Source organism: Cellulomonas sp. P1_C4 (assembly GCF_056406355.1).
This window is the reverse complement of record NZ_JBFUAI010000002.1, coordinates 87640-114519: the sequence shown is the minus strand read 5'-3', so window position 1 is coordinate 114519 and position 26880 is coordinate 87640. Positions and strand designations below refer to the sequence as shown.

20 protein-coding genes and 1 pseudogene are annotated in these 26880 nt (G+C 72.3%); 8 read left to right on the top strand and 13 right to left on the bottom strand.

Annotated features, from left to right (window positions below; genetic code table 11):
- The first annotated feature begins 102 nt into the window (after positions 1-102).
- Positions 103-2610 carry a glycogen/starch/alpha-glucan phosphorylase gene (locus tag AC1DYZ_RS02080; RefSeq protein WP_477063567.1) on the top strand — a complete coding sequence of 836 codons (2508 nt, stop codon included), beginning with the start codon at positions 103-105 and terminating at the stop codon, positions 2608-2610.
- Positions 2611-2734: 124 nt separating this feature from the next.
- Entirely contained in the window at positions 2735-3109 is a 375-nt protein-coding gene (locus AC1DYZ_RS02075) for a DUF5997 family protein (protein WP_456824139.1), read from the top strand.
- A gap of 79 nt (positions 3110-3188) precedes the next feature.
- Here AC1DYZ_RS02075 and AC1DYZ_RS02070 read toward each other — a convergent pair whose 3' ends face one another.
- From AC1DYZ_RS02070 to AC1DYZ_RS02060, 3 genes are read right to left on the bottom strand one after another with little or no spacing between them, the layout of a single operon-like run.
- On the bottom strand, positions 3189-3935 hold the full coding sequence (locus AC1DYZ_RS02070) for a LysR substrate-binding domain-containing protein (protein ID WP_477063566.1): 747 nt from the start codon (positions 3933-3935) through the stop codon (positions 3189-3191).
- Positions 3932-4672 (bottom strand): tRNA (guanosine(46)-N7)-methyltransferase TrmB, encoded by a 741-nt coding sequence (trmB, locus tag AC1DYZ_RS02065; RefSeq protein WP_477063565.1) that lies wholly within the window; start codon positions 4670-4672, stop codon positions 3932-3934. The genes AC1DYZ_RS02070 and trmB overlap by 4 nt, the downstream gene beginning before the upstream one ends.
- Before the next feature lie 26 nt (positions 4673-4698).
- Positions 4699-5481, bottom strand: a complete 783-nt coding sequence (locus AC1DYZ_RS02060; RefSeq protein ID WP_477063564.1) for a VOC family protein — start codon at positions 5479-5481, stop codon at positions 4699-4701.
- Positions 5482-5587: 106 nt separating this feature from the next.
- Here AC1DYZ_RS02060 and AC1DYZ_RS02055 point away from each other — a divergent pair, with 106 nt between their 5' ends.
- Together AC1DYZ_RS02055 and AC1DYZ_RS02050 are read left to right on the top strand one after the other, a co-directional pair.
- Positions 5588-6622 carry a cation diffusion facilitator family transporter gene (locus tag AC1DYZ_RS02055; RefSeq protein WP_477063563.1) on the top strand — a complete coding sequence of 345 codons (1035 nt, stop codon included), beginning with the start codon at positions 5588-5590 and terminating at the stop codon, positions 6620-6622.
- Complete coding sequence (locus tag AC1DYZ_RS02050; RefSeq protein ID WP_477063562.1) at positions 6619-7893, top strand: ion channel protein; 1275 nt, start codon at positions 6619-6621, stop codon at positions 7891-7893. Before AC1DYZ_RS02055 ends, AC1DYZ_RS02050 begins: the two co-directional genes overlap by 4 nt.
- A 3-nt stretch (positions 7894-7896) precedes the next feature.
- Here AC1DYZ_RS02050 and AC1DYZ_RS02045 read toward each other — a convergent pair whose 3' ends face one another.
- Both AC1DYZ_RS02045 and AC1DYZ_RS02040 read right to left on the bottom strand, forming a co-directional pair.
- The gene (locus AC1DYZ_RS02045; protein WP_477063561.1) at positions 7897-8772 is read right to left on the bottom strand and encodes a hypothetical protein; all 876 of its coding nucleotides are present in this window, start codon (positions 8770-8772) and stop codon (positions 7897-7899) included.
- Positions 8769-9713 carry an alpha/beta hydrolase gene (locus AC1DYZ_RS02040; RefSeq protein ID WP_477063560.1) on the bottom strand — a complete coding sequence of 315 codons (945 nt, stop codon included), beginning with the start codon at positions 9711-9713 and terminating at the stop codon, positions 8769-8771. Before AC1DYZ_RS02040 ends, AC1DYZ_RS02045 begins: the two co-directional genes overlap by 4 nt.
- 111 nt (positions 9714-9824) lie before the next feature.
- Between AC1DYZ_RS02040 and clpB the strand changes: the two are divergent.
- Positions 9825-12413, top strand: a pseudogene (gene clpB / locus AC1DYZ_RS02035) (ATP-dependent chaperone ClpB); the annotation flags it as partial.
- Between the two features lie 587 nt (positions 12414-13000).
- Here clpB and AC1DYZ_RS02030 read toward each other — a convergent pair.
- Positions 13001-14440, bottom strand: a complete 1440-nt coding sequence (locus AC1DYZ_RS02030) for an outer membrane protein assembly factor BamB family protein (RefSeq protein ID WP_477063559.1) — start codon at positions 14438-14440, stop codon at positions 13001-13003.
- 25 nt (positions 14441-14465) lie between these two features.
- The gene (locus AC1DYZ_RS02025) at positions 14466-16193 is read right to left on the bottom strand and encodes a glycoside hydrolase family 3 protein (protein WP_477063558.1); all 1728 of its coding nucleotides are present in this window, start codon (positions 16191-16193) and stop codon (positions 14466-14468) included.
- Between the two features lie 225 nt (positions 16194-16418).
- On the opposite strand from AC1DYZ_RS02025, the gene AC1DYZ_RS02020 reads away from it, so the two are divergent.
- Entirely contained in the window at positions 16419-17054 is a 636-nt protein-coding gene (locus AC1DYZ_RS02020; protein ID WP_477063557.1) for a TetR/AcrR family transcriptional regulator, read from the top strand.
- A 122-nt stretch (positions 17055-17176) separates the two neighbouring features.
- On the opposite strand, the gene AC1DYZ_RS02015 is transcribed toward AC1DYZ_RS02020, so the two are convergent.
- The 5 genes from AC1DYZ_RS02015 to AC1DYZ_RS01995 form a co-directional block, all read right to left on the bottom strand.
- On the bottom strand, positions 17177-17740 hold the full coding sequence (locus AC1DYZ_RS02015; RefSeq protein ID WP_477063556.1) for a hypothetical protein: 564 nt from the start codon (positions 17738-17740) through the stop codon (positions 17177-17179).
- Between the two features lie 92 nt (positions 17741-17832).
- Positions 17833-20073: an aryl-beta-d-glycosidase gene (locus AC1DYZ_RS02010; protein ID WP_477063555.1), complete on the bottom strand. Its 2241-nt coding sequence runs from the start codon at positions 20071-20073 to the stop codon at positions 17833-17835.
- 79 nt (positions 20074-20152) lie between these two features.
- Positions 20153-20725 (bottom strand): DUF4190 domain-containing protein, encoded by a 573-nt coding sequence (locus AC1DYZ_RS02005; RefSeq protein WP_477063679.1) that lies wholly within the window; start codon positions 20723-20725, stop codon positions 20153-20155.
- Between the two features lie 95 nt (positions 20726-20820).
- Positions 20821-22011 (bottom strand): DUF4190 domain-containing protein, encoded by a 1191-nt coding sequence (locus tag AC1DYZ_RS02000; RefSeq protein WP_477063554.1) that lies wholly within the window; start codon positions 22009-22011, stop codon positions 20821-20823.
- Between the two features lie 75 nt (positions 22012-22086).
- On the bottom strand, positions 22087-22878 hold the full coding sequence (locus tag AC1DYZ_RS01995) for an exodeoxyribonuclease III (protein WP_477063553.1): 792 nt from the start codon (positions 22876-22878) through the stop codon (positions 22087-22089).
- 125 nt (positions 22879-23003) lie between these two features.
- Between AC1DYZ_RS01995 and AC1DYZ_RS01990 the strand changes: the two genes are divergently transcribed.
- A complete protein-coding gene (locus AC1DYZ_RS01990) occupies positions 23004-23759 on the top strand; it encodes an SDR family NAD(P)-dependent oxidoreductase (protein WP_477063552.1) in 756 nt (251 codons plus the stop codon).
- Between the two features lie 147 nt (positions 23760-23906).
- On the opposite strand, the gene AC1DYZ_RS01985 is transcribed toward AC1DYZ_RS01990, so the two are convergent.
- Positions 23907-24497 carry a TetR/AcrR family transcriptional regulator gene (locus AC1DYZ_RS01985; protein ID WP_477063551.1) on the bottom strand — a complete coding sequence of 197 codons (591 nt, stop codon included), beginning with the start codon at positions 24495-24497 and terminating at the stop codon, positions 23907-23909.
- A gap of 72 nt (positions 24498-24569) precedes the next feature.
- Between AC1DYZ_RS01985 and AC1DYZ_RS01980 the strand changes: the two genes are divergently transcribed.
- Positions 24570-26870: an MMPL family transporter gene (locus AC1DYZ_RS01980; RefSeq protein ID WP_477063550.1), complete on the top strand. Its 2301-nt coding sequence runs from the start codon at positions 24570-24572 to the stop codon at positions 26868-26870.
- The last annotated feature ends 10 nt before the right edge of the window (positions 26871-26880 follow it).

Here is a 26880-nt window from a genome sequence, read left to right as displayed (position 1 = left end):
CGGGAGGGTCCTCCCTGAGAGCCACCCTAGAGACAGGCCCCGGCGAGCGGAATCCCCAGCAGCGGTGTGACCAGTCCGTTTGTTACGAGTGATCGCCTTGTCATGACCTGTTCACACTCGCCCGCTACGGTGACAAGGGTGACGGACAACACGACACCCATCGCCACCCCCGAGCACACCGTGGAGGGGTTCGTTCGCGAGTTCCTCAGGGAGCTCAACTTCGGGCAGGGCACGGACCTGACCAAGGCCTCGGTCAACGACAAGTACCTGGCGATGGCGCGGACGGTCCGCCATTACCTGATGGTGCGGTGGATCGCGACGCTGCGACGGCAGTTCGAGATCCAGGCGAAGTCGGTGGCGTACCTGTCGGCGGAGTTCCTGCTCGGCCGGCAGCTGGACAACGCGCTGCTGGCGTCGGACCTCGAAGGGGTCGTCGAGGACGGGCTGAAGTCGCTCGGCATCGACCTCGCGGAGCTGCGCGAGGCGGAGGTCGAGCCCGGTCTCGGCAACGGCGGCCTCGGGCGGCTGGCGGCCTGCTTCATCGACTCGCTGGCGACGATGAACGTGCCCTGCATCGGATACGGCATCCGATACGAGTACGGGATCTTCCGGCAGACGTTCGTGGACGGCTGGCAGGTGGAGAAGCCGGACAACTGGCTCGCCCTCGGCTCGCCGTGGGAGTTCCCGCACCCGGAGTCGGCCGTCACGGTGGACTTCGGTGGCCACACCGAGCACTACGACGACGAGGGGGTCGAGCGCTCGCGGTGGGTGCCGGGCTGGAGCGTCCTCGGCGTGCCGTACAACTACATGGTCCCGGGCTACGAGAACGGCCGCGTCAACACGCTGCGGCTGTGGAGCGCGCGCGCGACGCGGGCCTTCGACCTCGAGATCTTCAACGCCGGTGACTACGCGCAGGCGGTCCGGGCGCAGACCTTCGCGGAGAACATCTCCAAGGTGCTGTACCCGGAGGACTCCACGCCGCAGGGCAAGGAGCTGCGGCTCCAGCAGCAGTACTTCTTCGTCGCGTGCTCGATCCGCGACTTCATCGACCAGGTGCTGCCGCCGGACTTCGACCTGCACAAGCTGCCCGACCGCATCATCTTCCAGCTCAACGACACCCACCCGGTCATCGCGATCCCCGAGCTCATGCGGATCCTCGTCGACGAGCGCAAGTGGGAGTGGGACGACGCCTGGGCCATCACCCAGAAGTGCTTCGCGTACACCTGCCACACGCTGCTGCCCGAGGCGCTCGAGGTGTGGTCGGTGGACCTGCTGGGCAAGCTGCTGCCGCGGCACCTCGAGATCATCTACAAGATCAACGAGGGCTTCATGGAGGAGCTGCGCGAGACGTACCCCGACGACGAGCTGCGCGTGCGCCGCATGTCGATCATCGCTGAGTACCCGGAGCGGGCCGTCCGGATGGCCTACCTGGCCACGGTGGCCGGTGCCAAGGTCAACGGCGTGGCCGCGCTGCACTCGCAGCTGCTCAAGGACAAGGTGCTGCACGACTTCTCCGACTACTACCCGGACAAGTTCACCAACGTCACCAACGGGGTCACGCCGCGCCGGTTCGTGCGCCTGGCCAACCCGGGCCTGTCGGAGCTGATCACGGCGGCCATCGGTGACGGCTGGGTCACCGACCTCGAGCGCCTCAAGGAGCTGGAGCCGCTGGCGGAGGACGCCGAGTTCCGACGGGCGTTCCGCGAGGTCAAGCGCGCGAACAAGCTGCGGCTGGTGGACGTCCTCGCCGAGCGGGACGGCATCACGATCGACCCCGACACGATGCTCGACGTCATGGTCAAGCGGCTGCACGAGTACAAGCGGCAGACCCTCAAGCTGCTGCACGTGGTCACGCTGTACGACCAGGTGACGTCCGGCGCGGTCAAGATCGAGGACGTCACGCCGCGCACCTTCGCGTTCGGCGCCAAGGCAGCCCCCGGGTACCGGATGGCGAAGCAGACGATCGGTCTGATCAACGCGGTCGGGCGCACGATCAACTCGGACCCGGCGCTGCAGGGCCGGCTCACCGTGGCGTTCCCCGCCAACTACAACGTCACCCTCGCGGAGAAGCTCATCCCGGCGGCCGACCTGTCGGAGCAGATCTCGCTCGCCGGCAAGGAGGCGTCCGGCACGGGCAACATGAAGTTCGCGCTCAACGGGGCACTGACCATCGGCACCGACGACGGCGCCAACGTCGAGATCCGCGAGCTCGTGGGCGACGACAACTTCTTCCTGTTCGGGCTGCTCGAGCCGGAGGTCTCCGAGATCGTCGACGCCGGCTACCACCCGACGTCGTACTACGAGAAGAACCGCTCGCTGCGGCACGCGCTCGACCTCATCGCGTCCGGGGCGTTCTCGGGCGGGGACCGGGCGACGTTCGAGCCCATCGTGTCGAACCTGCTGTCGGAGGACCGGTTCCTGGTGCTCGCGGACTACCAGGCGTACATCGACGCCCAGGAGCGCGTGGACGTGGCGTACGCGGACACCGAGGCGTGGACGCGGTCGGCCGTGCTCAACGTCGCCCGGTCCGGGTTCTTCTCGTCCGACCGCAGCATGCGCGACTACATCGACCGCATCTGGCACACCAACCCTGTCCCGCCCGAGCGCTGACCCAGCCCGACACGCAACGTCCGAGGAAGTGGCTGCCCTGGCGCGCACTTCCTCGGACGTTGTGAGGGGTGGTGGGCGTCGGGCCTACCCTTGACGCGTGACACCCGCGAAGAAGTCCCAGGAGATGAAGGCGTCGACCGCCGCCGCCAAGCTCGACGTGTACCTGCCGGCGACTCCGGAGGACTTCCAGAACCGGATGATCACGCGCGACGAGCTGACCGACCTGCAGCGCACGCCGCCGCAGTGGTTGGTCGACCTGCGCCGTGACGGGCCGCACCCGCGCAGCGTGATCGCCGGCCGGCTGCGCATCTCGATCAGCGGGCTGGCCCGTGGCGGCGTCACGGACGCGCTGACCACCGCCGAGATCGAGGCGCTGCAGGCGGACCCGCCCAACTGGCTCGTGCGCGAGCGCGAGATCGCGGCACAGGTCCGGCTGGAGGAGCGTCTGCAGGAGTCCCGCGAGGCCGACCGCAAGGCCGCCGCAGCCCGCGAGAGCTGAGCGAGCGAGGCACGTACACCGAGAACAACATCGGATCCGTCCTCCACCGTCGGAGCGGCTCCAGTGGTGTTCTCGCCAATCACCGGGGGCGCGGCTTGCGCGGGTTCGGCTTCGGCTTGCCCTTCGTCCGGCCGGATGAGCCCTTGGCCGGTGTCGCGGCGCGAGGCTTCGACGGCGGGGCGGGGGCCGGGACCGGGGCGCCGATGCCGCGGCTCGAGGTGGCGGTGCGGCCGCGGACGATGCCGATGAACTCCTCGGTGAACTCGTCGTAGCGGTCGGTCACCCAGGCGAGTCCCACGGCCGACCCGGGGGCGTCGCGCACCACCCGCGCGGTGAGCCCGCGGCGCTGGTGCAGCCGTCCGAGCGACTGGGGCAGGACGATCACGCCGACGCCGGCGGCGACCAGCTCGATCGCGTCCGGGGTGGTCGGGACGGGGTCGCCGGCGAAGGGCGTGCCGGGCGGGTCCGTCCAGCGCAGCGTGTCGTCGAGCGGGACGACGAGGGTCTCGTCGGCCAGGTCCGCCGCGTCGATCTCGTCGACGACGGTGACCACGTGGTCCTTCGGCACGACGACGACGGTCGCCTCGGTGTAGAGCGTGATGACCGACAGGTCGTCGCCGGTGGCCGGCAGCCGGAGCAGGGCGACGTCGGCGGCGCCGGACCGCAGGAGGTCGGCGGCGTCGGCGGGCTCGGTGTGCACCAGTTCGACAGGTACGGTCCGGAGCCGCTCCGCCCACACCCGCAACCAGCGGTCGGGGTTGACGCCCGGGACGAGGGCGACCCGGAACACGCGCGGCCCGAGGCGTGTCGGTTCGTCCAGGCTCATCGGACCCTCCGGAAGACGAGATCTCGCACCTCGTGGCCGAGGTCCAGCCCGCGCTGCTCGAACTTGGTGACGGGGCGGTCCGACGGTCGCGGCGCAAACCCGTCGGCCGTGTTCTCGAGCCCGGGATCGGCGGTCAGCGCGTCGAGCATGGCTTCGGCGTAGTCGACCCAGTCCGTCGCACAGTGCAGGGCGCCCCCGACGCGCAGGCGGGAGCGCAGCAGGGCGACGTGCGACGGCTGCACGAGGCGGCGCTTGTGGTGCCGCGCCTTGGGCCAGGGGTCGGGGAAGAACACGTGCACGGCGTCGAGCGAGCCGTCGGGCAGCACGGTCCGGACCAGGTCGAGGGCGTCGCCGTGGGCGATCCGGACGTTGGTCAGGCCGGCGCGGTCGATGAGGCCGAGCAAGTTCGCGACGCCCGGCAGGTGGGCCTCGACGGCCAGGTAGTCGCGCGTCGKGTCCGCGGCGGCCATGGCGGCGGTCGTCTCGCCCATCCCGGACCCGATCTCGAGCACCAGCGGGGCGGTCCGACCGAACAGTGACGCGGTGTCGAGGGAGCCGTCGGCCTCGCGCGGGATCGGGGAGCGCGCGTCGTGCACGGAGAACCCCAGACGCGGCCACAGCACCCGCAGAGCCTCCTCCCGCTCCGGCCCGAGGGGTGCGCGGCGCGGGTGGAACGTGCGCAGCGGCTCGTGGGGCCGCGAGGCGACGTGCCGGAACGCGTCGGACGGGAGGCTCATGATCGACCAGCCTAGGTGGCCGGACGTCAGCCGCCGACGACGGGTCCCATGAGCGCGAACACCTCGCCGAACGGCCCGGCCGCGATCGCCATCCGACCGAACGGGGTGTCGGTGGGCGGGCTGACGACCGTCCCGCCGAGCTCGGTGACGTGCGCGGCCGAGGCGTCGGTGTCCGTGACCGCGAAGTAGAGGGTCCACGCCGCAGGCGCGTCCGTGCCGGCCTGCGCGCCGTAGCCCCCGACGCCCGCGAGCGGCGCGCCGCCCAGGGAGATCGACGCGTACTCGAACCCGGGTGCGCTGAGGTCCTCGACGGAGTACCCGAACACCCGCTGGTAGAACGCGAGCGCGCCGGGCTGGTCGTGCACCATGACCTCGGACCAGACGACCGCGCCGGGCTCCTCGACCACGTCCCAGCCGGTGTGCGAGCCGGGCTGCCAGACCCCGAACACGGCCCCGGCCGTGTCGACGAAGATCGCCATGGTGCCGAAGTCCATGATCGACATGGCGGGCACGATCTCCTGCCCGCCCGCCTCGGTGATGGCGGCGGCGGCCGCCGCGAGGTCGTCGGCGGCGAGGTACACGCACCAGGCCGGGGGAGGGGCGGGCTCCGTGCCCATGGGCTCGCCCAGCCCGACGACGCGCCTGCCGTCCACGAACGCCTGCGTGTAGCCGCCGACGTCCGGACCGCCCACCTCGAACTCCCAGCCGAGCAGGGGGCCGTAGAAGGCGCGGGCGACCGTGAGATCGGGGACGGTGATGTCGGCCCAGGCCGGGGTACCGGTGGGCCAGGCCGCGCGGTGGGTGGTCATGGTGCCAGCCAACACCCGTGCCCGTCGACGTGCCAACAGGCGCTCGGACCAGCACAGATGCGGCGCAATGGGAGACATGCGACATCTCGTGTGCTAGTCACGTCTCATGGCCGACGCACCTCCCGACGAGAGCGAGCCGGCCGTGGATGTCGCCGGCGGGTCGCCCGCACCCGAGGGGAGCGAGAGCGCGCTGACCGTCGTCCTCGCGTTCGGCGCCAACCTGCTCATCGCCGTCGCGAAGTCGGTGGCCGCGGCGATGACGGGGTCGGCGTCGATGCTCGCGGAGGCCGCGCACTCCTGGGCGGACACCGGCAACGAGGTGTTCCTGCTCATCGCGCAGCGCCGGGCGGCCAAGCCGGCCGATCCGACCCACCCGCTGGGGCACGGCCGCGAGGTCTACGTGTGGTCGCTGTTCGCCGCCATCGGGCTGTTCGCCGTCGGCGCGGGCGTCTCCATCACCCACGGGATCTCCGAGCTGTCCAACCCGGAGCCGGCCGGCGACTTCGGCGTCGCGTACGTGGTGCTCGCGGTGTCGTTMGTGCTCGAGGGCGTCTCGTTCTTCCAGGCGTCGCGGCAGGCCAAGCGGGGGGCCGCGCGGCAGGACAAGGACCTCGTCGCGCACATCCTGCAGACCTCCGACCCGACCGTCCGCGCGGTGTTCTTCGAGGACGCCGCCGCGCTCGTCGGCATCGTCATCGCGGCCGTGGGCATCGGGCTGCACCAGGCGACCGGCTCGCCCGTGCCCGACGCGATCGGCTCGATCCTGGTCGGTGTGCTGCTGGGCGTCGTGGCGATCGTGCTCATCGACCGCAACCGCCGGTTCCTGGTGGGGCAGGTGGTGGACCCGCAGCTGCAGGCCGCGGCGGTGCAGGCGCTGCTCGAGCTGCCGGAGGTCGAGCGGGTCACCGAGCTGAGGCTCGAGTACGTCGGCGCCCGGCAGGTCTACCTGACGGGCGCGGTCGACCTCACGGGCAACATGGCGGAGGACGAGGCGTCGCACGTGCTCGCGTCGCTCGAGCGCCGGATCGCGCGGACCCCGGCGGTCGTCGGCGCGATGCTCTCGCTGTCCGAGCCCGAGGACCCGAGCCTCGACACCCATCGCGACGCCGTACCGACCGCCGACGAAGGAGCACCGTCATGACGGAGCCGACCGCCCCCGCAGCGCCGTTCCACGTCCCGGTCAGCAACCTGCTCAAGCTCGCGATACCGGCCGTGATCGTCGGCATCGTGTCCGCGTTGACGCTCTACGGGCTGAGCAAGCTGGCCAAGCTCGTCGAGGACTGGGTGTGGGACGACCTGAGCGCGGCCGTGGGGGTGAGCTCGGACTCGGCCTGGTGGATCATCGGCGTGCTCACCGCGGCCGGTCTCGCGATCGGGCTGGTGGTCCGCTACATCCCCGGCCACGCCGGCCCCGACCCCGCGACCCTCGAGCTGGTGGCCGAGCCGCTGAAGCTCAAGGTCCTGCCGGGCCTGGCGCTCGCCCTGGTGCTCATGCTCGCCAGCGGTGTGAGCCTCGGCCCGGAGAACCCGATCATCGGGATCAACGTGGGCCTCGCGGTCGCGCTCGGCATGCGGTTCCTGCCCAAGGTCAACGCGCCGATGTGGCTCGCCATGGCCGTCGCGGGCACCATCGGCGCGATGTTCGGCACGCCCGTGGCGGCGGCTCTGCTGTTCTCCGAGCTGGACGCGGGCGACCGCCGCATCCCGCTGTGGGACCGGCTCTTCGCGCCGCTGGTGGCAGCGACCGCGGGAACTCTCACGATGCTGCAGCTGGAGTCCTTGAGCCTGGCGGTCACCGCACCCGCGTACACGTACGGCGGGCTCGAGGACCTCGGCTTCTCGGTCCTCATCGCCCTCGGGGCTGCGGCGCTCGGGCTGGTCGGCGTGTACCTCTTCGTGCCGCTGCACCGCGCGTTCCTGCGGATCGGCCACCCGGTGCTGATGCTCACCGTCGGCGGCCTTCTGCTGGGCCTGCTGGGCGCGCTCGGCGGCGAGGTGACCCTGTTCAAGGGCCTCACACAGATGCAGGAGCTGCCCGGGCTGGCCGCGACGACCACCGGGGCGGGGTTCCTGGCCCTCGCCGGCATCAAGCTGCTCGCCATGCTGGTCGCCGCGACGTCGGGGTTCCGCGGCGGGCGCATCTTCCCCACCCTGTTCGTCGGGGTGGCCCTCGGGTTCGCGATCAACGCCGTGTGGGACGCCGTCCCGCTGGCCCTGGCGATCGGGGCCGCGGTCGTCGGGATCATCGTCGCCGCCACGCGCAACGGGTGGCTGAGCCTCTTCATGGCGGTCGCGGTGGTGCCGCAGGTGTCGCTGCTGATCGGGCTGCTGCTCGCCGCGCTCGCGGCCTGGCTGCTGGTGACCAACCGCCCGCCGCTGCTCGACCCGGTCGAGGAGCGGGCGCCCGCCTGAGGGTCAGACGGTCTGCCAGGTCACGGAGTCGTCGCGCCCGCGGACGAGACGCCCGAGGACGCCCTCGTCCTGCGCGCACGCCTGACCGATGACGCAGGCCAGCACCAGCGCGAAGCTCAGCGCGAACAGCCACCCGATGTAGGCGAACACCAGGCCCAGCACGCCGAACTGCTTGGCGCCCGACACCAGGACGATCGGCAGGTAGAGCTGACCGGCCAGGCTGAGCAGGCCGAGCAGCAGCGACGTCACGCCGCCGGTGAATGCGAGGACGCGGACGGGGATCTCGGCGCGCAGCAGCGCCCAGGGGATGTACGTCCACACGACGGCCCACACCACGACCCGCACGAGGAAGTCCCACAGGGCGGGCAGCGGGATCCCCTCCGTGGCCTCCCGCGTCAGCTCGATCAGGGCGACCGCGAGGACCACCGCCAGCACGGTGGCCAGCCAGCGCCACGCCGACCGCAGTCCGGGACGCCGGACCTGCCAGACCTTGGCGTACATGCGCTCGAGGGCCCGGGAGTAGGACGTCGCGCTGATGAGCGCCACCAGGAAGCCGAGGATCCCGACGCTGCTCCCGACGCTCGCGCTGGCGCTCACGCTGCCGGCGAGCGTGTCGCGCGTGGCCTCGGAGAGCCCGAGGCTGTCGGCCATGAAGAAGCCGAACCCGTCCTGCTTGTTGGGCCGGAGCGCCGCGGTCACGATCATCACGGGGACGATCGAGACGAAGGCCTGCGCCGCGAGGGTCATCGCGCGGTCGAACGGCTCGATGTCGACGAAGCCGGTGTAGCCCCGCTCGACCAGCGCGCCGATCGGAGTGAGCCGCAGCCGGGCGGCGATCCGCAGACCACGCAGCCGCCAGCGTGCGATGGTTCCCGTCACGGCAGCCGAGCGTCGAGGAATGCGAGCACCTCAGCGACGTACGTCTCGCGGGCGGGCAGCGGGGACAGCGCGAGGTCGTGCGCGCCGCCGGGTACCTCGACGAAGGTGACGTCGGGGCCGAGGTGGGGCGCGAGCCGCGCCATGTCCGCGACGTCGAGCACGGAGTCCGTGGTCACCAGCGCGTCGTGGAAGACGTCGTCGGGACCCGAGGCGTCGGAGGCCAGGACCAGGACGGGCACGTCGATGGCCAGGCCGCGCGCCACCCGCTTGTGCCCGCGGCGGACGGTCCGGATGAAGCCGGCCCGCACCGGGAACCCGTCGAGCGGCTTCCAGTCGAGCTCGTACGCCCACTCGCCGCCGGTGCCCTCGTGCAGCGCGCGACCGTAGTGCGGGCCGAGCTTGGCGATGGGCAGGCTCGGGGCGACCTTGCCGACGACATCCAGCGCGCCCGTGAGCACCGTGCGCTCGAGCCGCGAGCCGCGCAGGTCCAGCCACGGGCTGTTGAGCACGAGGGCGTCGATGAGTCCCTCACCCCGGCGGGAGTCGGCCCACAGCGACGTGACCAGGCCGCCCATCGAGTGGCCGAGCAGGACGACCTCGTCGTGGTCCTCCCGGATCACGCGGATGGCGGCGTCGATCTCCTCGGCGAACGTGCCGAGGTGCGTGACGTAGTTGGCCGGGCGGCCGTCGCGGATGGAGCGCCCGTAGTCGCGCAGGTCGAGCGCGTACACGTCGTAACCGTGCGCCGCGAGGGCGTCGCCGAAGCCGGTGTGGAAGAAGTAGTCGACGAACCCATGGACGTACAGGAGCGCGCGTCGGCTGGGGGAGCCGACGCGGTGGACCAGGGTGGCGACCGGGTCCGGGGTGCCGCCGTCGGGCCGCAGCGGGAGGGTCCGGGAGGTCCAACCGGGGCCCAGCACGTCCGGGACGTCGTCGCTCATGGCGTGATCGTGCCATGGTGTCGCTGCTCGGGCGGGGTGAACAGACTTGAGCGGAATAGACTCAAGTCTGAACGTCGTTGCCAAGAGCAGACACGACACACAGGAGGTCACGTGGACGCCAAGTTCACCACCCGGTCCCAGGAGGCCCTGGGCGACGCCATCCAGCAGGCTTCGGCCGCCGGCAACCCCCAGCTCGAGCCCGCCCACGTGCTCAGCGCGCTGCTGCAGCAGGAGGGTGGGGTGGCCAACGGGCTGCTCGACGCGGTCGGCGCCGACCGCGCGACGCTCGGCCGCACCGTGCGCGGCATGCTCGTCAGCCTGCCGACGGCGAGCGGGACCGCCGTGGCCCAGCCGACCGCCTCGCGCGCCCTGGCGACGTCGCTCGAGGCCGCCTCGTCCGAGGCCCGCTCGCTGGGTGACGACTACGTCTCCACCGAGCACCTGCTGCTCGGCCTCGCCACCGGCCAGTCCGGCGTGGCCGACGCGCTGCGCGCCCAGGGGGCGTCGCGCGAGGCGCTCGCGGCCGCGCTGCCGGCCGTCCGGGGCTCCGCTCGCGTGACGACGCCCAACCCGGAGGGCACGTACAAGGCGCTCGAGCAGTACGGCCTCGACCTGACGCAGCGGGCGCGCGAGGGCAAGCTCGACCCGGTCATCGGCCGCGACGCAGAGATCCGCCGCGTGGTGCAGGTGCTGTCCCGGCGCACCAAGAACAACCCCGTGCTCATCGGCGAGCCCGGCGTCGGCAAGACCGCTGTCGTCGAGGGCCTCGCACAGCGGATCGTCGCCGGCGACGTGCCCGAGTCCCTGCGCGGCAAGAAGCTGGTCGCGCTCGACCTGGCCGCGATGGTCGCGGGCGCCAAGTACCGCGGCGAGTTCGAGGAGCGGCTCAAGGCCGTGCTGGCCGAGATCACCGGCTCGAACGGGGAGGTCGTGACCTTCATCGACGAGCTGCACACGGTCGTCGGCGCGGGTGCCGGCTCCGAGGGCGCCATGGACGCGGGCAACATGCTCAAGCCCATGCTGGCGCGCGGCGAGCTGCGCCTGGTGGGTGCCACGACCCTCGACGAGTACCGCGAGCGCATCGAGAAGGACCCGGCGCTCGAGCGGCGGTTCCAGCAGGTGTTCGTCGGCGAGCCGTCGGTGGCGGACACCGTCGCCATCCTGCGCGGGCTCAAGGAGCGCTACGAGGCGCACCACAAGGTGACCATCGCCGACTCCGCGCTGGTGGCCGCCGCGACCCTGTCCGACCGGTACATCACCGGCCGGCAGCTGCCCGACAAGGCCATCGACCTGGTCGACGAGGCCGCGTCCCGCCTGCGCATGGAGCTGGACAGCTCGCCCATCGAGATCGACGAGCTGCAGCGCGCCGTGACCCGGCTCGAGATGGAGGAGGTCGTGCTCTCGGAGTCCGACGACCCCGCCTCGGCCGAGCGGCTGGAGCGCCTCCGCAAGGACCTGGCCGACCGGCGCGAGGACCTCGCATCGCTCACCGCACGGTGGGAGAAGGAGAAGGCCGGGCACAACCTGGTCGGCGACCTCAAGGCGCGGCTCGACACGCTGCGCACGGACGCCGAGCGGCTGCTGCGCGAGGGCGAGAACGAGAAGGCCGCGCGCATCCTGTACGGCGAGATCCCCGCGCTGCAGGAGCAGATCTCAGTCGCCGAGGCCGAGGAGGCGTCGGCCGACGTCGCACCCGACGGCCCGCCGATGATCGCCGAGAAGGTCGGTCCCGACGAGGTCGCCGAGGTGGTCGCGCAGTGGACCGGCATCCCCGCCGGGCGGCTGCTCGAGGGGGAGACCGCCAAGCTGCTGCGCATGGAGGAGGTCCTCGGGGAGCGGCTCATCGGCCAGCGTCCCGCCGTCGCCGCCGTGTCCGACGCCGTCCGACGCGCCCGGGCCGGCATCTCCGACCCCGACCGCCCGACGGGCAGCTTCCTGTTCCTCGGGCCGACCGGCGTCGGCAAGACCGAGCTGGCCAAGGCGCTCGCGGACTTCCTGTTCGACGACGAGCGCGCCATGGTGCGCATCGACATGTCGGAGTACGCCGAGAAGCACTCGGTGGCCCGGCTCGTCGGCGCCCCTCCCGGGTACGTCGGGTACGAGGAGGGCGGGCAGCTCACCGAGGCCGTCCGTCGCCGGCCGTACTCCGTGGTGCTGCTCGACGAGGTGGAGAAGGCGCACCCCGAGGTGTTCGACGTGCTGCTGCAGGTCCTCGACGACGGCCGGCTCACGGACGGCCAGGGGCGCACCGTCGACTTCCGCAACGTGATCCTGGTGCTCACGTCCAACCTCGGCTCGCAGTACCTGGTGGACCCTCTGCTCTCCGACGACGAGAAGCGTGACGCGGTCATGTCCGCGGTCCGCACCTCGTTCAAGCCCGAGTTCCTCAACCGGCTCGACGACGTGGTGCTGTTCGACCCGCTGTCGCTCGACGAGATCGGGCACATCGTGGACCTGCAGGTGGCGCTGCTGGCCCGTCGACTGACGGACCGCCGGCTGACGCTCGAGGTCTCGCCCGCCGCGCGCGAGTGGCTCGCGCTCGAGGGGTACGACCCGGCCTACGGCGCGCGGCCGTTGCGGAGGCTGGTGCAGCGCGAGATCGGCGACCGGCTGGCCCGCCAGCTGCTCTCCGGGCAGGTCCACGACGGCGACACCATCGTGGTCGACGCGGAGCGCGGTGCCACATCGCTCAGCGTCGTCAGCGATCGAGTTCGGCAAGTCGCAGCCTTGGATGAGTTGCGACAAGCGTTGGGGACCTCGGCCAATGCGATCGACGATGTTCGCTCACGCGTGACCGATGTCGCTGGACATGTGGGCGACTTGGTGAGGCGGGCGAACCGTCACGGTGCCGAGCTCTCCGGTGCAATCGCCGAGCTCGCGGAGACGAGGACCGAACTAGCCAATCTGAATGCTCGCTTGGATGGAGCGGAATGGCAAGCAGCAACGACCGTTGAGGAACTCCAGGGCGCGATTGAGGTCGCAGCGGAAGTCGAAGGCCTCCGCCGCATGGTCGAGCGGCTAGAGAGCGAAATTACCCGCGTTGAGCGGGTGGCCAAGGGAGCGCCGGGCAGTGGTGGCGGCGTCTCGACAGAAGATTCCCCCAGCCGACGCGCGTTTCGCGGTCGTGAGCGTTCCAGGGCCAGGCGAAGGCTGCTTCTGGGTGCGCGGCCGACTGCGCCAGGTCGAGCACGTCGCTGACGCCAGGCTCAAGAGCTCCACGGAGACCCGACTCCTCGCATCTAGGAGTCGGGCCTCCCATGTCCCAGCCAAGCGGTCGTGGTGGTGCTTCAGCCGATCCCGACGACCTGCGTGCCCTGCCCGCTGATGAGCCGGTGGCCGGCGACGAACGCGGACGTGGTGCCGGCAGGCAGCGGGGTGCGGCGCAGGGCGGTGCCGTTGCGCCGGTCCATGACCAGGAGGTCGCCGGTGCCGGAGGGGTCGAGAGGTGACTGCACCAGGAGCAGGTGGCGTCCGTCGGTGAGCAGCTCCCCGCCCGTCGTCGACGGCGAGCGGGGGGTGCTCCACACGACGGTCCCGTCGCGCCCGTCCAGGGCGACCACGGCGTCGACCGTCGGCAGATAGACCCGCCCTTGCAGCACCATCACCTGGTCGCCCGCGTTCCTGGCCACGACGACGTCCGCCTGCCAGAGCTGCTTGCCGGTGCGCCCGTCCCACCCGCGGGTCGTGATGCCGGTGGTCACCTCGAGGCCGGGCACGCTGCCGTCGTCGACGGTCCGGCGCAGCAGGTCGCCGGTGACCTCGAGCGGCGGCTCGCCGGGGCGCAGCACGTGCACCAGCTTGTCGCCGCCGTCGGGGTTCGGACGCGACCACGTGAGCCACCCCTCCGGGGTGGTCGCCCACGTGTCGGTGCTCTCGTCCGGCTCGAGCCGATCGCCGTCGGCGGTCAGGACGAGCGGGCCGCTGGGCCGGTTGTAGACGACGATCACGTCCCCGGCCTCGCCCAGGGCCGCCGGGCCGTCGCCCCTGTCCCGCCATGGCTGGTCGTCGCGGAAGCGCCAGAGCTCGTCGCCGGTCATCGGGTCGCGGGCGACCACGACGAGCCGCTGCTGGTCGTCGACCTCCGCCGTGGCCACCAGGTCGGGCAGGACGGCGAGCGTGTCCACCGGGGCGACCGGGTGGTCGGCCAGCACGCGTCCGTCGGCCAGATCGAGCACGACGACGTGCGCCTGCGTGGCCGGTCGACCGGTGTCGTCGGCGGTGTCGGAGAAGCGCTGGTAGCCGTCGGTCACCAGGCAGACCGCACGGTCGTGCGCGGTGGTCCGGCAGCCGGTCGTCGTGCCGTTCAGCGGGTCGGTCAACGCCGGGTCGGGGCCGCGCAGCGTGGTCGACCACGCCCGGGCCCCCGTCTCGAGGTCGAGCGCCGTGTAGGTGAGCGAGCCGTCGGGGCCGACGAGCACGCCGTGCAGGGCGTCGTGCGCGACCCCGCCCCACGCGAGGGCACCGGTGCCGGGGTCGCTCTGCCAGACGGTCTCGAGCCGGCCGCCGACCGGCTCGATGACGCCGGGCAGCGCTGCTATCCGCGCGTCGGCGGCGCGCTCTCGGGCGTCGATCAGCTGCTGCGTGCCGAGCGCGAGCCCGACGACCGCGACGGGGACCGCGAGCAGCCACCACCGGCGCCTCGTGCGGGTGGGCGCGGCGTCGTCCTGCGGCTCGAGCTCGTCGTCCTCGAGGAGCTCGACCGGGGCGAGGTCGACGCGGCGGTGCATGTGCGGACACTACCCATCGCGGACGTCAGACCGTCAGCCCGTGCCCGAACCGGAACAGCGGGTCGGCGGTGTCGAAGGGGACGTCCTCGCGGGACGCCTCGACCGCGGCCATCGACCGGGGGAGGTCGAACGGCAGCCTTCCGCGGGCCGCCCCGGCGAGCGCGTCGAGCAGCGGGCCGTCGCCGGCACCGAAGTTCACGACGACCGCCGCGGCCGTCTCCACCAGCGGCGTGAGGATCGCGGGCCGGTCGAGGTAGACGTCGAGGATCGTCGGCACCACCGACGCGATTGCGGTGATCCGCGCGATCTCGTCGGCGGGGAAGTCCAGCGAGCCGGCGTGGAAGAAGGCCTCGAACCCGGGCCCGCGCTGCTCGTAGGGCGCCCTGAGCCGCAGGATCGCGACGTCGGCGTCGGCGGGGTCGTCGACGGTGCCGTCGAAACCCTCGGCGTAGATCCGCAGGCCGGGCGCGAGGGGGAGGATGCCGTCGTTGGTCAGGACGGTCACCGCGGCGGACTGGGCCGCGATCCCGGCCGCGCGGAAGTCGTCGTTGCCGACGATGGCCGATGCCGCCTCGACGTCCACGTACCGGCGCTCGTCGAAGAGCCCGAGCAGGAACTTCTCCCGCAGGAGCCGGCGGACCGACTGGTCGATGCGGTCCTCGGAGACCTGTCCGGAACGCACCAGCGACACCACGACCTCCGGGCAGAACTCGCCGCCCAGCTGGTCGGCGCCGGCCTCGAGGATCAACGCCACGCGGTCCTCGACGGACAGGTGCTCGACGCCCCATGCGCGCGCCGGGAACGGCTGCCCGAACACCTCGGCGTCGGACACCAGGCCCCAGTCGGTGCAGATGATGCCGTCGAAGCCGAGGTCCTCCCGCAGGAGGTCCAGGATCGGCTTGTTGAAGCCGAACCCGACCTCGGGGATCCCCGGCAGCCCGACCGGCATGCCGTAGTACGGCATCATCTGCCGCGTCCCGGCGGCCAGCAGCGCCTTGAACGGCTCGAGGTGCTCGGCGAACCGGCCGCCCGGATAGACCTGCTCGCGGCCGTAGGCGAAGTGCGGGTCCTCGCCGTCCTTCTGCGGGCCACCGCCGGGGAAGTGCTTGGTCATCGTCGAGACGCTGTCCACCCCGAAGTCGGGACCCTGGAAGCCGCGCACGTACGCGGCACCCATGCGGCCGGTCAGCTCGCCGTCCTCGCCGAACGTGCCGTTGGCGCGGGCCCAGCGCGGCTCGGTGGCCAGGTCGACCTGCGGGTGCAGCGCGGTGCGCAGGCCCACGGCCAGGTACTCCTGCCGCGCGATGTCGGCGTGCTGCTCCGTGAGCGCCTCGTCGCGCGTCGCCGCCAGGCCCAGCGTCTCCGGCCACTGCGAGAACGGGCCGGACAGCAGCGCCGTCCCGGGGTTGTCGGTGAACGCATGGCGGGGGTCGGTGGCGATCGTCGCGGGGATGCCGAGGCGCGTCGTCTCCAGCAGGGCCTGGAGGCGGTTGTGCCACTCGGCGATCTCGCGAGCGCTGCCCGGCACACCCAGCAGGTTCCAGTGCGTCATGTGCTTGCCGTGGACGTACTCCTGCGCCGATGGCAGGCCGAAGATCGGGTCGCTCTCCTCCAGGGGCCCGGCCGTGATCATGTGCTGGAAGAGCTGGCCGGCCTTCTCCTCGAGCGTCATGCGGCCGAGCAGATCCTCGACGCGCTCGGCGACCGTCCTGGACGGGTCCTGGTAAGCCAGCGTCTCGTTCGTCCTCGTCATGCTCAGCGCACTCCCTTGATCCGGTAGACGAGCAGGGCGCCCGCCAGCGCGACGACGCGCCGAACAGGTACCACGTGGGTACTCACCCATCGGCAGGGTGGTACCGGCGGCCAGGATGGCAGGTGCCATCGCGCCGGGGTTGGAGCGTCCTTGAATCCCGACCACCGGGTAAGGAAGGAAGTTACCATCTGGTCGGAATTGGCGCCGTCGTGCGATCCTGTCGCCATGACGACCGAGGTCACGACCGCATCGACGCCGTCGTCCCCGCGCTCGGGCGGCTACGCCAAGGGGCGCGCGACGCGCGAGGAGATCCTCGACGCGGCCATGCAGCTGTTCGGCGAGGTCGGGTACCACACCGCGTCACTGCGCGAGGTGGCCTCCCGCGTCGGCATCTCCCACCCCGGGCTGCTGCACCACTTCCCGAGCAAGGCGGCGCTGCTCGAGGCCGTCCTGACGCGTCGCGACGAGATCGACGAGGCGCTGTTCGCGGCCGACGTCGCCGCGGGCCACGACTACTTCGACAGCATGTCGCTGCTCATCGAGCGCAACGCCGCCCGCCCGGGCATCGTCGAGCTGTTCGCGACGCTGTCCGCCGAGGCCACGTCCCCCGACCACCCGGCGCACGCGTACTTCCAGGACCGCTACCGCCGGGTGCTCGCCCTGACCGCGACCGAGTTCGAGCGCTGGCGCGACCTGGGGAAGCTCCGGCCCGGGATCGACCCGCTGACCGCCGCCCGCCTCACCGTCGCGGCGATGGACGGCATGCAGATCCAGTGGCTGCTCACCGCCGACACCCCGGACAGCCGGCCCGACATGGCGACCGCGCTGCGCGCCCAGTTCACGGCGCTGCTCACGGACTGAGGCCGGCGCCGAGCTCGTGACTCCGAGTCGAGCTCGCCGGTTGCAGCTCACGAGGTCGACTCGGAGTCACGAGCTGGTGGGCTGCAGGTGCGGGGCTCGACCGAGCGGCTGAGCTCAGCGGCTCACATCTGCGCCGGGTCGATGCCGTCGACGAGGTCGGACCAGAACGGGACGCGGCGTGACCCGTCCTGCGTCGGGACCGGTGAGGACCGGTGGAGGAACTCGCGGGCGAGGTAGTCGGCGAGGTCGGAGCCGTAGTGGATGACGTCCGTCCCGTAGATCGAGAAGACCGGCGTCCCCGAGGGGGCCGGGGCACTGGGCAGGAAGCGGTGCGAGTACACCGGGACCATCGTCGGGACCCGCTCGAGGTATCGACGGGCCGCCGCCTCGCGCTCGTCGTCGGGCCGGGGTCCCCAGGACGCCGGCCAGAAGTCGGCGTGCAGGACGTCGTGCACGACCCCGTCGACGGGCCAGGCCAACCGGTCGCGCAGCGGCGCCTCGTCGTCGTCCAGCCAGTCCGGCCAGCCGTCGCCGATGGGCACCGCGAGCGTGAGCAGCGCGCGGTGGTCGGCGCAGAACGTGAACCCGAACCGGCGCTCGACGTCCGCGACCTCGTCGTCGGTCAGCCCGGGATCGAGCCAGACCCCGGCCGCGTCCAGCCCTACGAGCACCGCGTCGAGGTCCATGGAGCGAGTGTCCCAGGGTTGAGAACGGCAGATCGCCGCGAGAACGGCACTGTGCGGTGCCGTTCTCGCGGCGACGCGACGGTCTCGGGGGGTCAGCCCGCGGCGACCTTGGCGACGAGGATGTCGAGCGCCTCGCGGTCGAAGCCGCCCAGCCCGAAGTCGGCGATCACCTTGGCCGGCATCTGCATGATCATCGCCTGCATGGTGTCGTCGAGCGGGCCCATGTCGGCGGGCGGCACCAGCGCGGCCTGGAGCAGCGGTCCGCCGACGGGGTGCGCGAACCACTCCTCGATGGTCGACATCGGCGTCAGCTCGCCCCAGAGCGGCTCGCCCTCGACGTCCAGCGTGACGGACCCGCGGATGTCGCGGGACGACGCCCCGACCTCGATCACGAACTCGCCGCCCTCGACCACCCAGCGGTGCAGGCCGGGGTGCCAGTACGAGAGGTCGCGGCCGGTCAGGGAGAACGTGACCTCGCGCGACTCCCCGGGCTCGAGGGCGACCTTGGCGAACGCCTTGAGCTCGCGCGTGGGGCGCAGCACGGCGGCCTGCGGGTCGCCGACGTAGACCTGGACCACCTCGGCACCGGCAACCGAACCGGTGTTCGTGACGGTCGCGGTCACGGTGACGTCGGTCCCGTCGGCCGTGGCCGTCACGTCCCCGTAGGCGAACGTCGTGTACGACAAGCCGTGCCCGAACGGGTAGGCGACGTCCATGGCGCGGGTGTCGTACCAGCGGTAGCCGACGAGCACGCCCTCGCCGTAGCGGACGACGCCGGCCTCGCCGGGGAAGTTGCCGAACGCCGGGGTGTCCTCGAGGCGGTGGGGGATCGTCTCGGTGAGCTTGCCGGACGGGCTGCGGACGCCGAGCAGGAGGTCGGCGACGGCCGAGCCGCCCGCCTGACCGCCGAGCCACGTCTCGAGGATCGCCGGGGCGAGGTCCCGCCAGCCGGTGACACTGACGGCCGAGCCGTTGGCGAGCACGACGACCACCCGGGGGTTGACCTCGGCGATCGCGCGCAGGACCGCGACCTGGTTGTCGGGCAGGCCGAGGCGGGGGCGGTCGTAGCCCTCGGACTCGTCGGGGCCGGGCAGGCCGAGGAACACCACGACAGTCTGCGCGGCGCGTGCCACGTCCACGGCCTCGACCAGGAGGTCGTCGTCGGAACCGTCCGGCCCGCCCGCGATGGTGAAGCCGGCCGCGAACGGGAAGGCACCCCCGGCCGCCCGCAGCGCGTCGAGCGGGACGTCGAGCCGCGTCGGGTTCACCTGCGACGAGCCGGCGCCCTGGTAGCGCGGCGTGCGGGCGAACTCGCCGATCACCGCGACGCCGTCGGTCGAGGCCAGCGGCAGGAGACCACCGTCGTTCTTCAGCAGCACGGACCCCGCGGCGGCGGCCTCGCGAGCGAGCTCGTGGTGGGTGTCGACGTCGAAGGAGTCGTCCGCCTCGATGCCGGGCAGCGCCTTGGCGATGAGGTCGAGCACCCGGCGCGCGGCGACGTCGAGCACGGCCTCGTCGAGCGAGCCTGCGCGGACGGCGGCCACGACCTCCTCGTCGGGACGCGGACCCGCGGCGGGCATCTGCAGGTCGAGCCCTGCGGCCAGCGCGGGCACGCGGTCGTGCACGGCGCCCCAGTCGGAGACGACGAGGCCCTCGAAGGCCCACTCGTCACGCAGGATCTCGGTGAGCAGCCAGTGGTTCTGCGACGCGTACGTGCCGTTGACCTTGTTGTACGCGCACATCACGGTCCACGGCTGCGCGTTCTTCACCACGCGCTCGAACGCCGGCAGGTAGATCTCGCGCAGGGTGCGCTCGTCCACCTCGGCCGAGACGCGCATGCGGTCGGACTCCTGGTTGTTGGCCGCGAAGTGCTTGAGCGATGTGCCGACGCCCTGGCTCTGGATGCCGCGGACGATCGCCGTGGCCACCTCGCCCGCGACCACCGGGTCCTCCGAGACGTACTCGAAATTGCGGCCGCCGAGCGGGGTGCGCTTGATGTTGACGCCCGGGCCCAGCAGCACGGCGACGTCGTTGGCGCGGGTCTCCCGTCCGAGCGCCTCGCCGACGCGGGTGACCAGGTCGACGTCCCACGACGAGCCGAGCGCGGCGGCGGTGGGGAAGCACGTGGCCGGCACCGAGTTGCCGAGGCCGAGGTGGTCGGCGTCCTCCGCCTGCTTGCGCAGGCCGTGCGGGCCGTCGGTCACCATGACGGCGGGCACCCCGGCGCGCTCGACGCCCTGCGTGTGCCAGAAGTCGGAGCCGGACGTCAGCGACGCCTTCTCCTCCAGGGTCAGCTGAGCCAGCACGCGTTCGACATCGAAGACCTGCGACATTGCGGGGCACCTTCCTCGGCGGGGTTCGTCGTCCGCCACCATAACCCAATTCCTACCGCGTGGTAAGTGTCGGGTCGGGTCAGGGGAGCGTCGCGGTCCCGTCGAGGAACGAGCCCGTGACCTTCCCGCCGTCGACGACGGCCAGGCACAAGCCGAGGCGGTCGCCGTCGGCCCACGAGCGCTCGGTCGGCGACCACGTCACGGTCCGGACCCCGCCGGTGACCTCCGCGTCGTCGAGCACGCACGCGCGCGCGACGCGGGCGTCGGCCGATTGCTGACCGGGCCACACGGCGTCGTCGGCGAACCGGTACTCGGTGATCACCTGCGCCACGTGCGGATCGGCGCACGGGACCACGCGGACCGAGTCCACCGGGCCGTTGCCGGGGATGTCCGAGAGGCAGTTGCCCGTCACCAGCTGCTGCGCGTGCGCGCTCCGGGTCGCGGGCACGTCGGCGGGCAGAGGGCGGGTGGCCATCGAGGTGAGCACGAGGACCGTGCCGACGGCGGCCAGGGCTACCGTCCCGAGGACCCCGAGCACCCCGCCCGCGATCGCCAGACCGCGGCCGCGCGTGTGCCGGGCACGGATCCTGCGCAGGGCGACGGCGGCCAGCACCAGCGCGACCGGCCCGAGCCCGAGCAGGCCGGTGACCAGCGACCAGACGGCCGTCGGCTCGAGCGGCGGGCGCGGGGGGACCCACCCGGGCGCGTAGTGCGGCTCGGGGTAGGAGTAGGCCTGGCTGCTACTGCTCAGGATGCCGTCCCCGCGCCGGACAGCTGGAGCGTCCCGGCCGTCGCCGACCCGGTCATGCCGGGCTCGTCGCCGTAGTAGACGCAGTACGCGTCCGTGCTGCCGGCGGCGAAGTCGTCCGGGTGGGGGTAGTACAGGCTGACGTCGCCGGACGAGAAGTAGTCGGGCAGCAGTCCCTCGGTGAGCTGGTCGCAGGCGTCCCAGGCGTCCCAGTACGCCGGGTCGTTCTCGTCCTCGGCATCCAGGCTCACCGGGGCGGACATCGGGATCAGCCCGACGACCTCGGCGTCGTGGGGGACCTCGCAGCCGACGGGCTCGGTGTCGCTCATGTCGTACGTCGCCGCGTAGGTGGTCAGGCACGTGCCCGTGGTCAGGTCGGTGCGCAGCGTGAAGTCGGGAAGCTGGGAGCCGCCGTCCGTCCCCGTCGACCCGTCCGTGCCCTCGTCGATCCCCTGCTGGACCTCGTCCCAGCCGCCCGACGAGCTGATGGCGCTCCCGAGGACCAGCGCGACGACGACGATGTAGGCGACGATCGCGAGCAGCCACAGGATCCCGACGGCGCCGATGATGATGCCCGCGATGGCCCACCCGCGGCCCGCCTTGCCGGAGACCCTGATGCGGCGCAGCGCCGCGATGCCGAGCCCGAGACCGACCGGGCCAGGCAGACCGCCGAGGAAGAGCAGCCCGGCGGTGCTGGTGACGAACGAGGCGATGGCCATGCCCTCGGTGGGCGGCGTGACGTACGGCTGGCCGTAGCCGTAGAGCTGTGTGCCGTACGGAGGTTGCGGCTGGTCGTAGCCGGGCGCCCCGTACTGCGCCGCGCCGTACGGAGGTGCGCCGTACTGAGGCGCCCCGAACTGGGGCGCGCCGTACTGAGGGGCTCCGTACTCGGGCGCGCCGTACGCGGGCGCGGCAGGCTGGGGAGCACCATACGGACCGGGCGCCGGAGCGCCGTACGGACCGGGCGCCGGAGCGCCGTACGGACCGGCTGCGGGAGCACCGTACGGGTCGGGCGCGGGAGGGCCGTACGGACCGGGCTGCGCGGGCGGGACCTGCGCGCCGTACGGCGGCACCGGCGCCTGGCCGCCGGCCGCCGGCTGCGAKCCGCTCGGCGGAACCGGGGAGGCGGCCGGCGCGGGGACGGCGTAGGGGTCGGGAACCGGAGCCGGCCCCCCAGGCTCGTTGCTCATGCGCGCAACCTAGCCCACGGCGCCCCCGCGCCGACCGGTCTTTCCACCGACATCACCCGAGAGCGCCCGGGGCCGTCAGTCGGCGATCTCGAGCACGACCGGCACGTGGTCGGACGGTGCCTTGCCCTTGCGCTCGTTGCGCTCGATGGTCACGCCGGTCACGCGGGCGGCCAGCGCGGGCGTCGCGTAGGTGAGGTCGATGCGCATGCCCTCGTTCCGGGGGAACCGCAGCTGCTGGTAGTCCCAGTACGTGTAGGTGTGCTCGGCCGGGATGTGCACGCGCGACACCTCGGTGTACCCGGCGCCCCCGATCGCGGTGAAGGCGTCGCGCTCGGCCGGCGTCACGTGCGTGCGCCCGGCGAAGAAGTTGATGTCCCACACGTCGGTGTCGAGCGGCGCGATGTTCCAGTCGCCGACGAGGGCCACCTGCGCCTCGGCGTCGGCGGCCAGCCAGCCCGCAGCGGCGTCGCGCAGCCGACCGAGCCAGTCGAGCTTGTAGGCGTAGTGCGGGTCGTCGACCTCACGCCCGTTCGGCACGTACAGGCTCCACACCCGCACGCCGCCGCACGTGGCGCCGAGCGCCCGGGCCTCCGCCGCCGCGGGGTCGCCCCACGTCGGCATGCCCGGGAACCCGACCTCGACGTCCTCGATGCCGACCTTGCTGACGATGGCGACGCCGTTCCACTGGGAGAACCCGCTGGTGGCCACCTCGTAGCCGAGCGCCTCGAACGCCTCCCGCGGGAACTGCTCGTCCTTGACCTTGGTCTCCTGCAGGGCCAGGACCTCGACGCCCGTCCGCTCCAGGAAGGCGACCGCGCGGTCGGTGCGGGCACGGATCGAGTTGATGTTCCAGGTGGCCAGACGCATGGGGCAGGACGTTACCGGGCGCCGACGACATGCCTGCATCCGGATGATTCGGACATCCCGGTGTTGAGCAGGGCGAACCGCTCCCGTACGGTGCGCACAACGCCCAGCCACAGGAGGTTGAGAAGGTGGAGCAAGCGCTCACCGGCCGTCGCGCGCTCGTCACGGGCGGAGCCTCGGGGATCGGGCGCGCAGCCGCGCTCGCGCTGGCCCGGGCGGGTGCCGACGTGGCGATCACGTACCTGTCGCACGACCCCACCGACGTCGTCGCCGAGATCAAGGGCGAGGGCCACATCGCGGCGTCGTTCCAGGTGGACGCCCGGCGCAGCTGGGACGTGGACAAGGCGATCAGCGACGCGGCGGGCGCGCTCGGCGGCGGCATCGACATCCTGGTCAACAACGTGGGTGGTCCCGTCGAGCGCCGCAACGTCGCGGCGATGGACGACGCCCACTGGCACGGCGTGCTCGACCTCAACCTGTCGTCGGCGTTCTACGTCACCCGGGCCGCGCTCGCGGTCATGCCCGACGGGGGCCGGATCATCACCGTCGGCGCGCAGGCGGCCCGCAGCGGCGGCGGCACCGGGATGGTCGCGTACTCGACCGCGAAGGCTGCCCTCGAGGGATTCAGCCGGGCGTTGGCCCGCGAGCTCGGGCCGCGGCGGATCACCGTGAACGTCGTCGCGCCCGGCTTCGTCGCCGGCACCCCCCTGCACGCGGCGCACACGCCCGAGCCGGCACAGCGGGCCGCGGTGGCCGCGTCGCCACTGAACCGGGCGGGCGCCGCCGACGACATCGCCGAAGCCGTCGTGTACCTCGCCTCGGACGGCGCGGCGTTCGTCACGGGCACGGTTCTCGACATCAACGGCGGCGCCTACTTCAGCTGACCCTCCACGAACCAGCGACGTCCGCACATCCGGTCGTCGGGACCCGCGAATCTGCGGACGTTGCGAGTCCGTCCGCGTTGCGTCCGCACTTTCGGTCGTCGGGACGCGCGAATCTGCGGACGCTACCGATGGGGGCGAGCGGCGCGGTCAGCGCTCCGGGGGCCAGCCGCTGACCGCCGACCACGCCCAGGACGCGGCGTCGTGGGCCGGGGGGAGCGGATCGCGATCCAGCCACGCGACGAGGACCCCGATGACGGACCCCGCCAGCGCGGCCGCGGCGATCGGCCGGGGCAGGGAGGCGAGCGCGGGAGGGGAGCCGTGCAGCTGGAGGCCCTCGAGCGCGAGCGCCTCGATGCGCCGGCGCAGGCGGGCCACCGCGACGGGCGAGCCGTGCTCGCCCAGCGCGCAGCGGTAGAGGGCGACGTTCTCGGCGACGTGGGAGGCGTACCGGACCAGCACGTCCGGGGCGTCGTCGGCCGCCGCACCGGGATGGATCTGGGTGAGGTCCGCGCCGACGAGCGCGGCCTGCGCGTCGAGCGCGTCCGCCAGCAGCGTGTCAGTGTCGGGGTAGTGCTGGTAGAACGTGCTCCGGTTCACGGTCGCGCGGTCGGCGACGTCGGCGACGGTGATCTCGTCGAGACTGCGTTCCCTGGCGAGTGCCAGCAGGGCATCCTGGAGCAGGCGGCGCGTGCGCAGGACCCGGGGGTCGACGCGGGCGCCCTCGTCCTGGATGGTCACGCACCCCATCTTGCCACCGACGTATAACCAACACTCGTCGGGTAACCTGCACCGGTCGACCAAGGAGTGAACATGGCACGCGTGCTGGACCGTCTGGGCCGGGGAAGCTACCGGCACCGTTGGATCGTGCTGATCACCTGGCTGGTGATCCTGACCGCCGCGGGGCTCGGCGCGGTTGCGTCCGGGCTCCACCTGTCGAACACGTTCTCGATCCCGGGCACCGAGTCCGACCGCGCGCAGGCGCTCGTCGCCGAGCGGCTGGGCACCCAGGCCGCGGGCGTCGGCGGCAACAACGCGGCGGACGCGCAGGACTCGACAAAGCCGGCGAGCTCCCGCGTCGTCGTCGCTGCGCCCGAGGGCGAGTCGTTCCTCACCGGCACCGGCATCCAGGACGTCATGACCGCGTTGGCGCCCGTGGCCGACGCTGAGGACGTCGCCGGCATGTCCGACCCGGTGTCCAGCCAGGCCGTCGCCCCCGACGGCAGCGTCATGTACGTCGACGTACAGTTCACGGTCGCGGCCGATGACGTCCCGACGGCCACGACCGACACCCTCGAGACCGCAAAGTCGAGCCTCGAGGCCGACGGCTACGAGGTGGCGCTGGCGGGTGGCCCGTTCACCGAGCCGCTCAAGCTGGCCGGTCCGACCGAGGCCCTCGGACTCGTCGTCGCCCTCGTGGTGCTCGTGGTGACGTTCGGGTCGCTCCTCGCGGCCGGCATGCCGATCCTCACAGCCCTGCTGGGCGTCGGCATCGGCGTCGCCGGTGTGCTGTCGCTGTCCGGGATCACCGACATCTCGTCGTCGACCCTGACGCTCGCGCTCATGCTCGGCCTCGCCGTCGGCATCGACTACGCCCTCTTCCTCCTGTCTCGGCATCGCCAGCAGCTGGCCGACGGGATGGACCCGCTGCAGTCGGCGGGGCACGCCGTCGGCACCGCCGGCAGCGCGGTCGTGTTCGCCGGCACGACCGTGGTCATCGCCCTCGCCGCCCTGACGATCACGGGCATCCCGTTCCTCGCCGCCATGGGCCTCGCCGCCGCCGCGACCGTCGTCATCGCCGTGCTCGTCGCCGTCACGCTGCTCCCCGCCCTCATGGGCTTCGCCGGCGAGCGCCTGCGGCCGAAGGGTCGCGCGATGCGGCAGGCCGAGCACTCCCGCGAGGCGCGCAACCGCTGGGGTGCGTTCGTCACGACGCACCCGATCATCACGCTGGTCCTCGGCGCTGCGCTCCTGCTCACGATCGCGATCCCGGCCCTGAGCCTGCGGCTCGGCCTGCCCGACGCGGGCCGCGAGCCCGAGGGCTCGGGCGACCGCCGCGCGTTCGAGATGCTCGCCGAGGGATTCGGCCCCGGCTTCAACGGCCCGCTCGTCGTGCTCGTCGACGCGCAGGAGGACCCGTCCGCGCTGCCCGCGGCCGTCGAGTCCGTGACCGCGACGGTCTCCGCCCTCCCGGACGTCGCCTACGCGGCGCCCATCGCCGCGCCTGGCGCCAGCGAGGGGGCCAAGGCCGCGCTCGTCGTCGTCATCCCGACCGGCGCGCCGGACTCGGAGGAGACCGCCGACCTGGTGCACGCGATCCGCGACGCCCGCCCGGCGCTCGAGGAGAGCACCGGCACCCAGCTCTGGGTGACCGGTGCGTCCGCCGCCAACATCGACATCACGGAGAAGCTGGCCGCCGCGTTCCCGCTGTTCCTGCTCATCGTCGTCGGGCTCGCGATCGTGCTGCTGCTGGTCGCGTTCCGGTCGCTGCTGGTCCCGGTCACCGCCGTGCTCGGCTTCCTGCTGACGATCGCCGCCGCGTTCGGGGCGACGACCGCCGTGTTCCAGTGGGGCTGGCTGTCGTCGGTGTTCAACGTCGACTCGACGGGTCCGCTGCTGAGCTTCCTGCCGATCCTGCTGGTGGGCGTGCTGTTCGGGCTGGCCATGGACTACCAGGTGTTCCTGGTGTCCCGGATGCGCGAGGAGCACGTGCACGGCGCCGATCCGACGACCTCGGTCCGGCTCGGCTTCGCCCACGGCGCCCGCGTGGTGCTGGCCGCGGCGCTGATCATGATCTCGGTGTTCTCGAGCTTCGTGTTCAGCGGCTCGGCGCAGATCGGCCCGATCGCGTTCGCGCTGGCCATCGGCATCCTCTTCGACGCCCTCGTGGTCCGGATGACCATGATCCCGGCCGCCATGACCCTGCTGGGCGCGTCGGCCTGGTGGCTGCCTCGCTGGCTGGACAGGATCATCCCGAACGTGGACATCGAGGGGGCAGCGCTGGACCAGGCCGGCTCGCACGCGGCCGCCGCGCCGGTCGACCAGGTGCCCGACGACGCCCACCACGGCACCCACGCGGCGCACGGCGTGCACGCCGCTCCCGCCGACGACTGACGCGACGAGG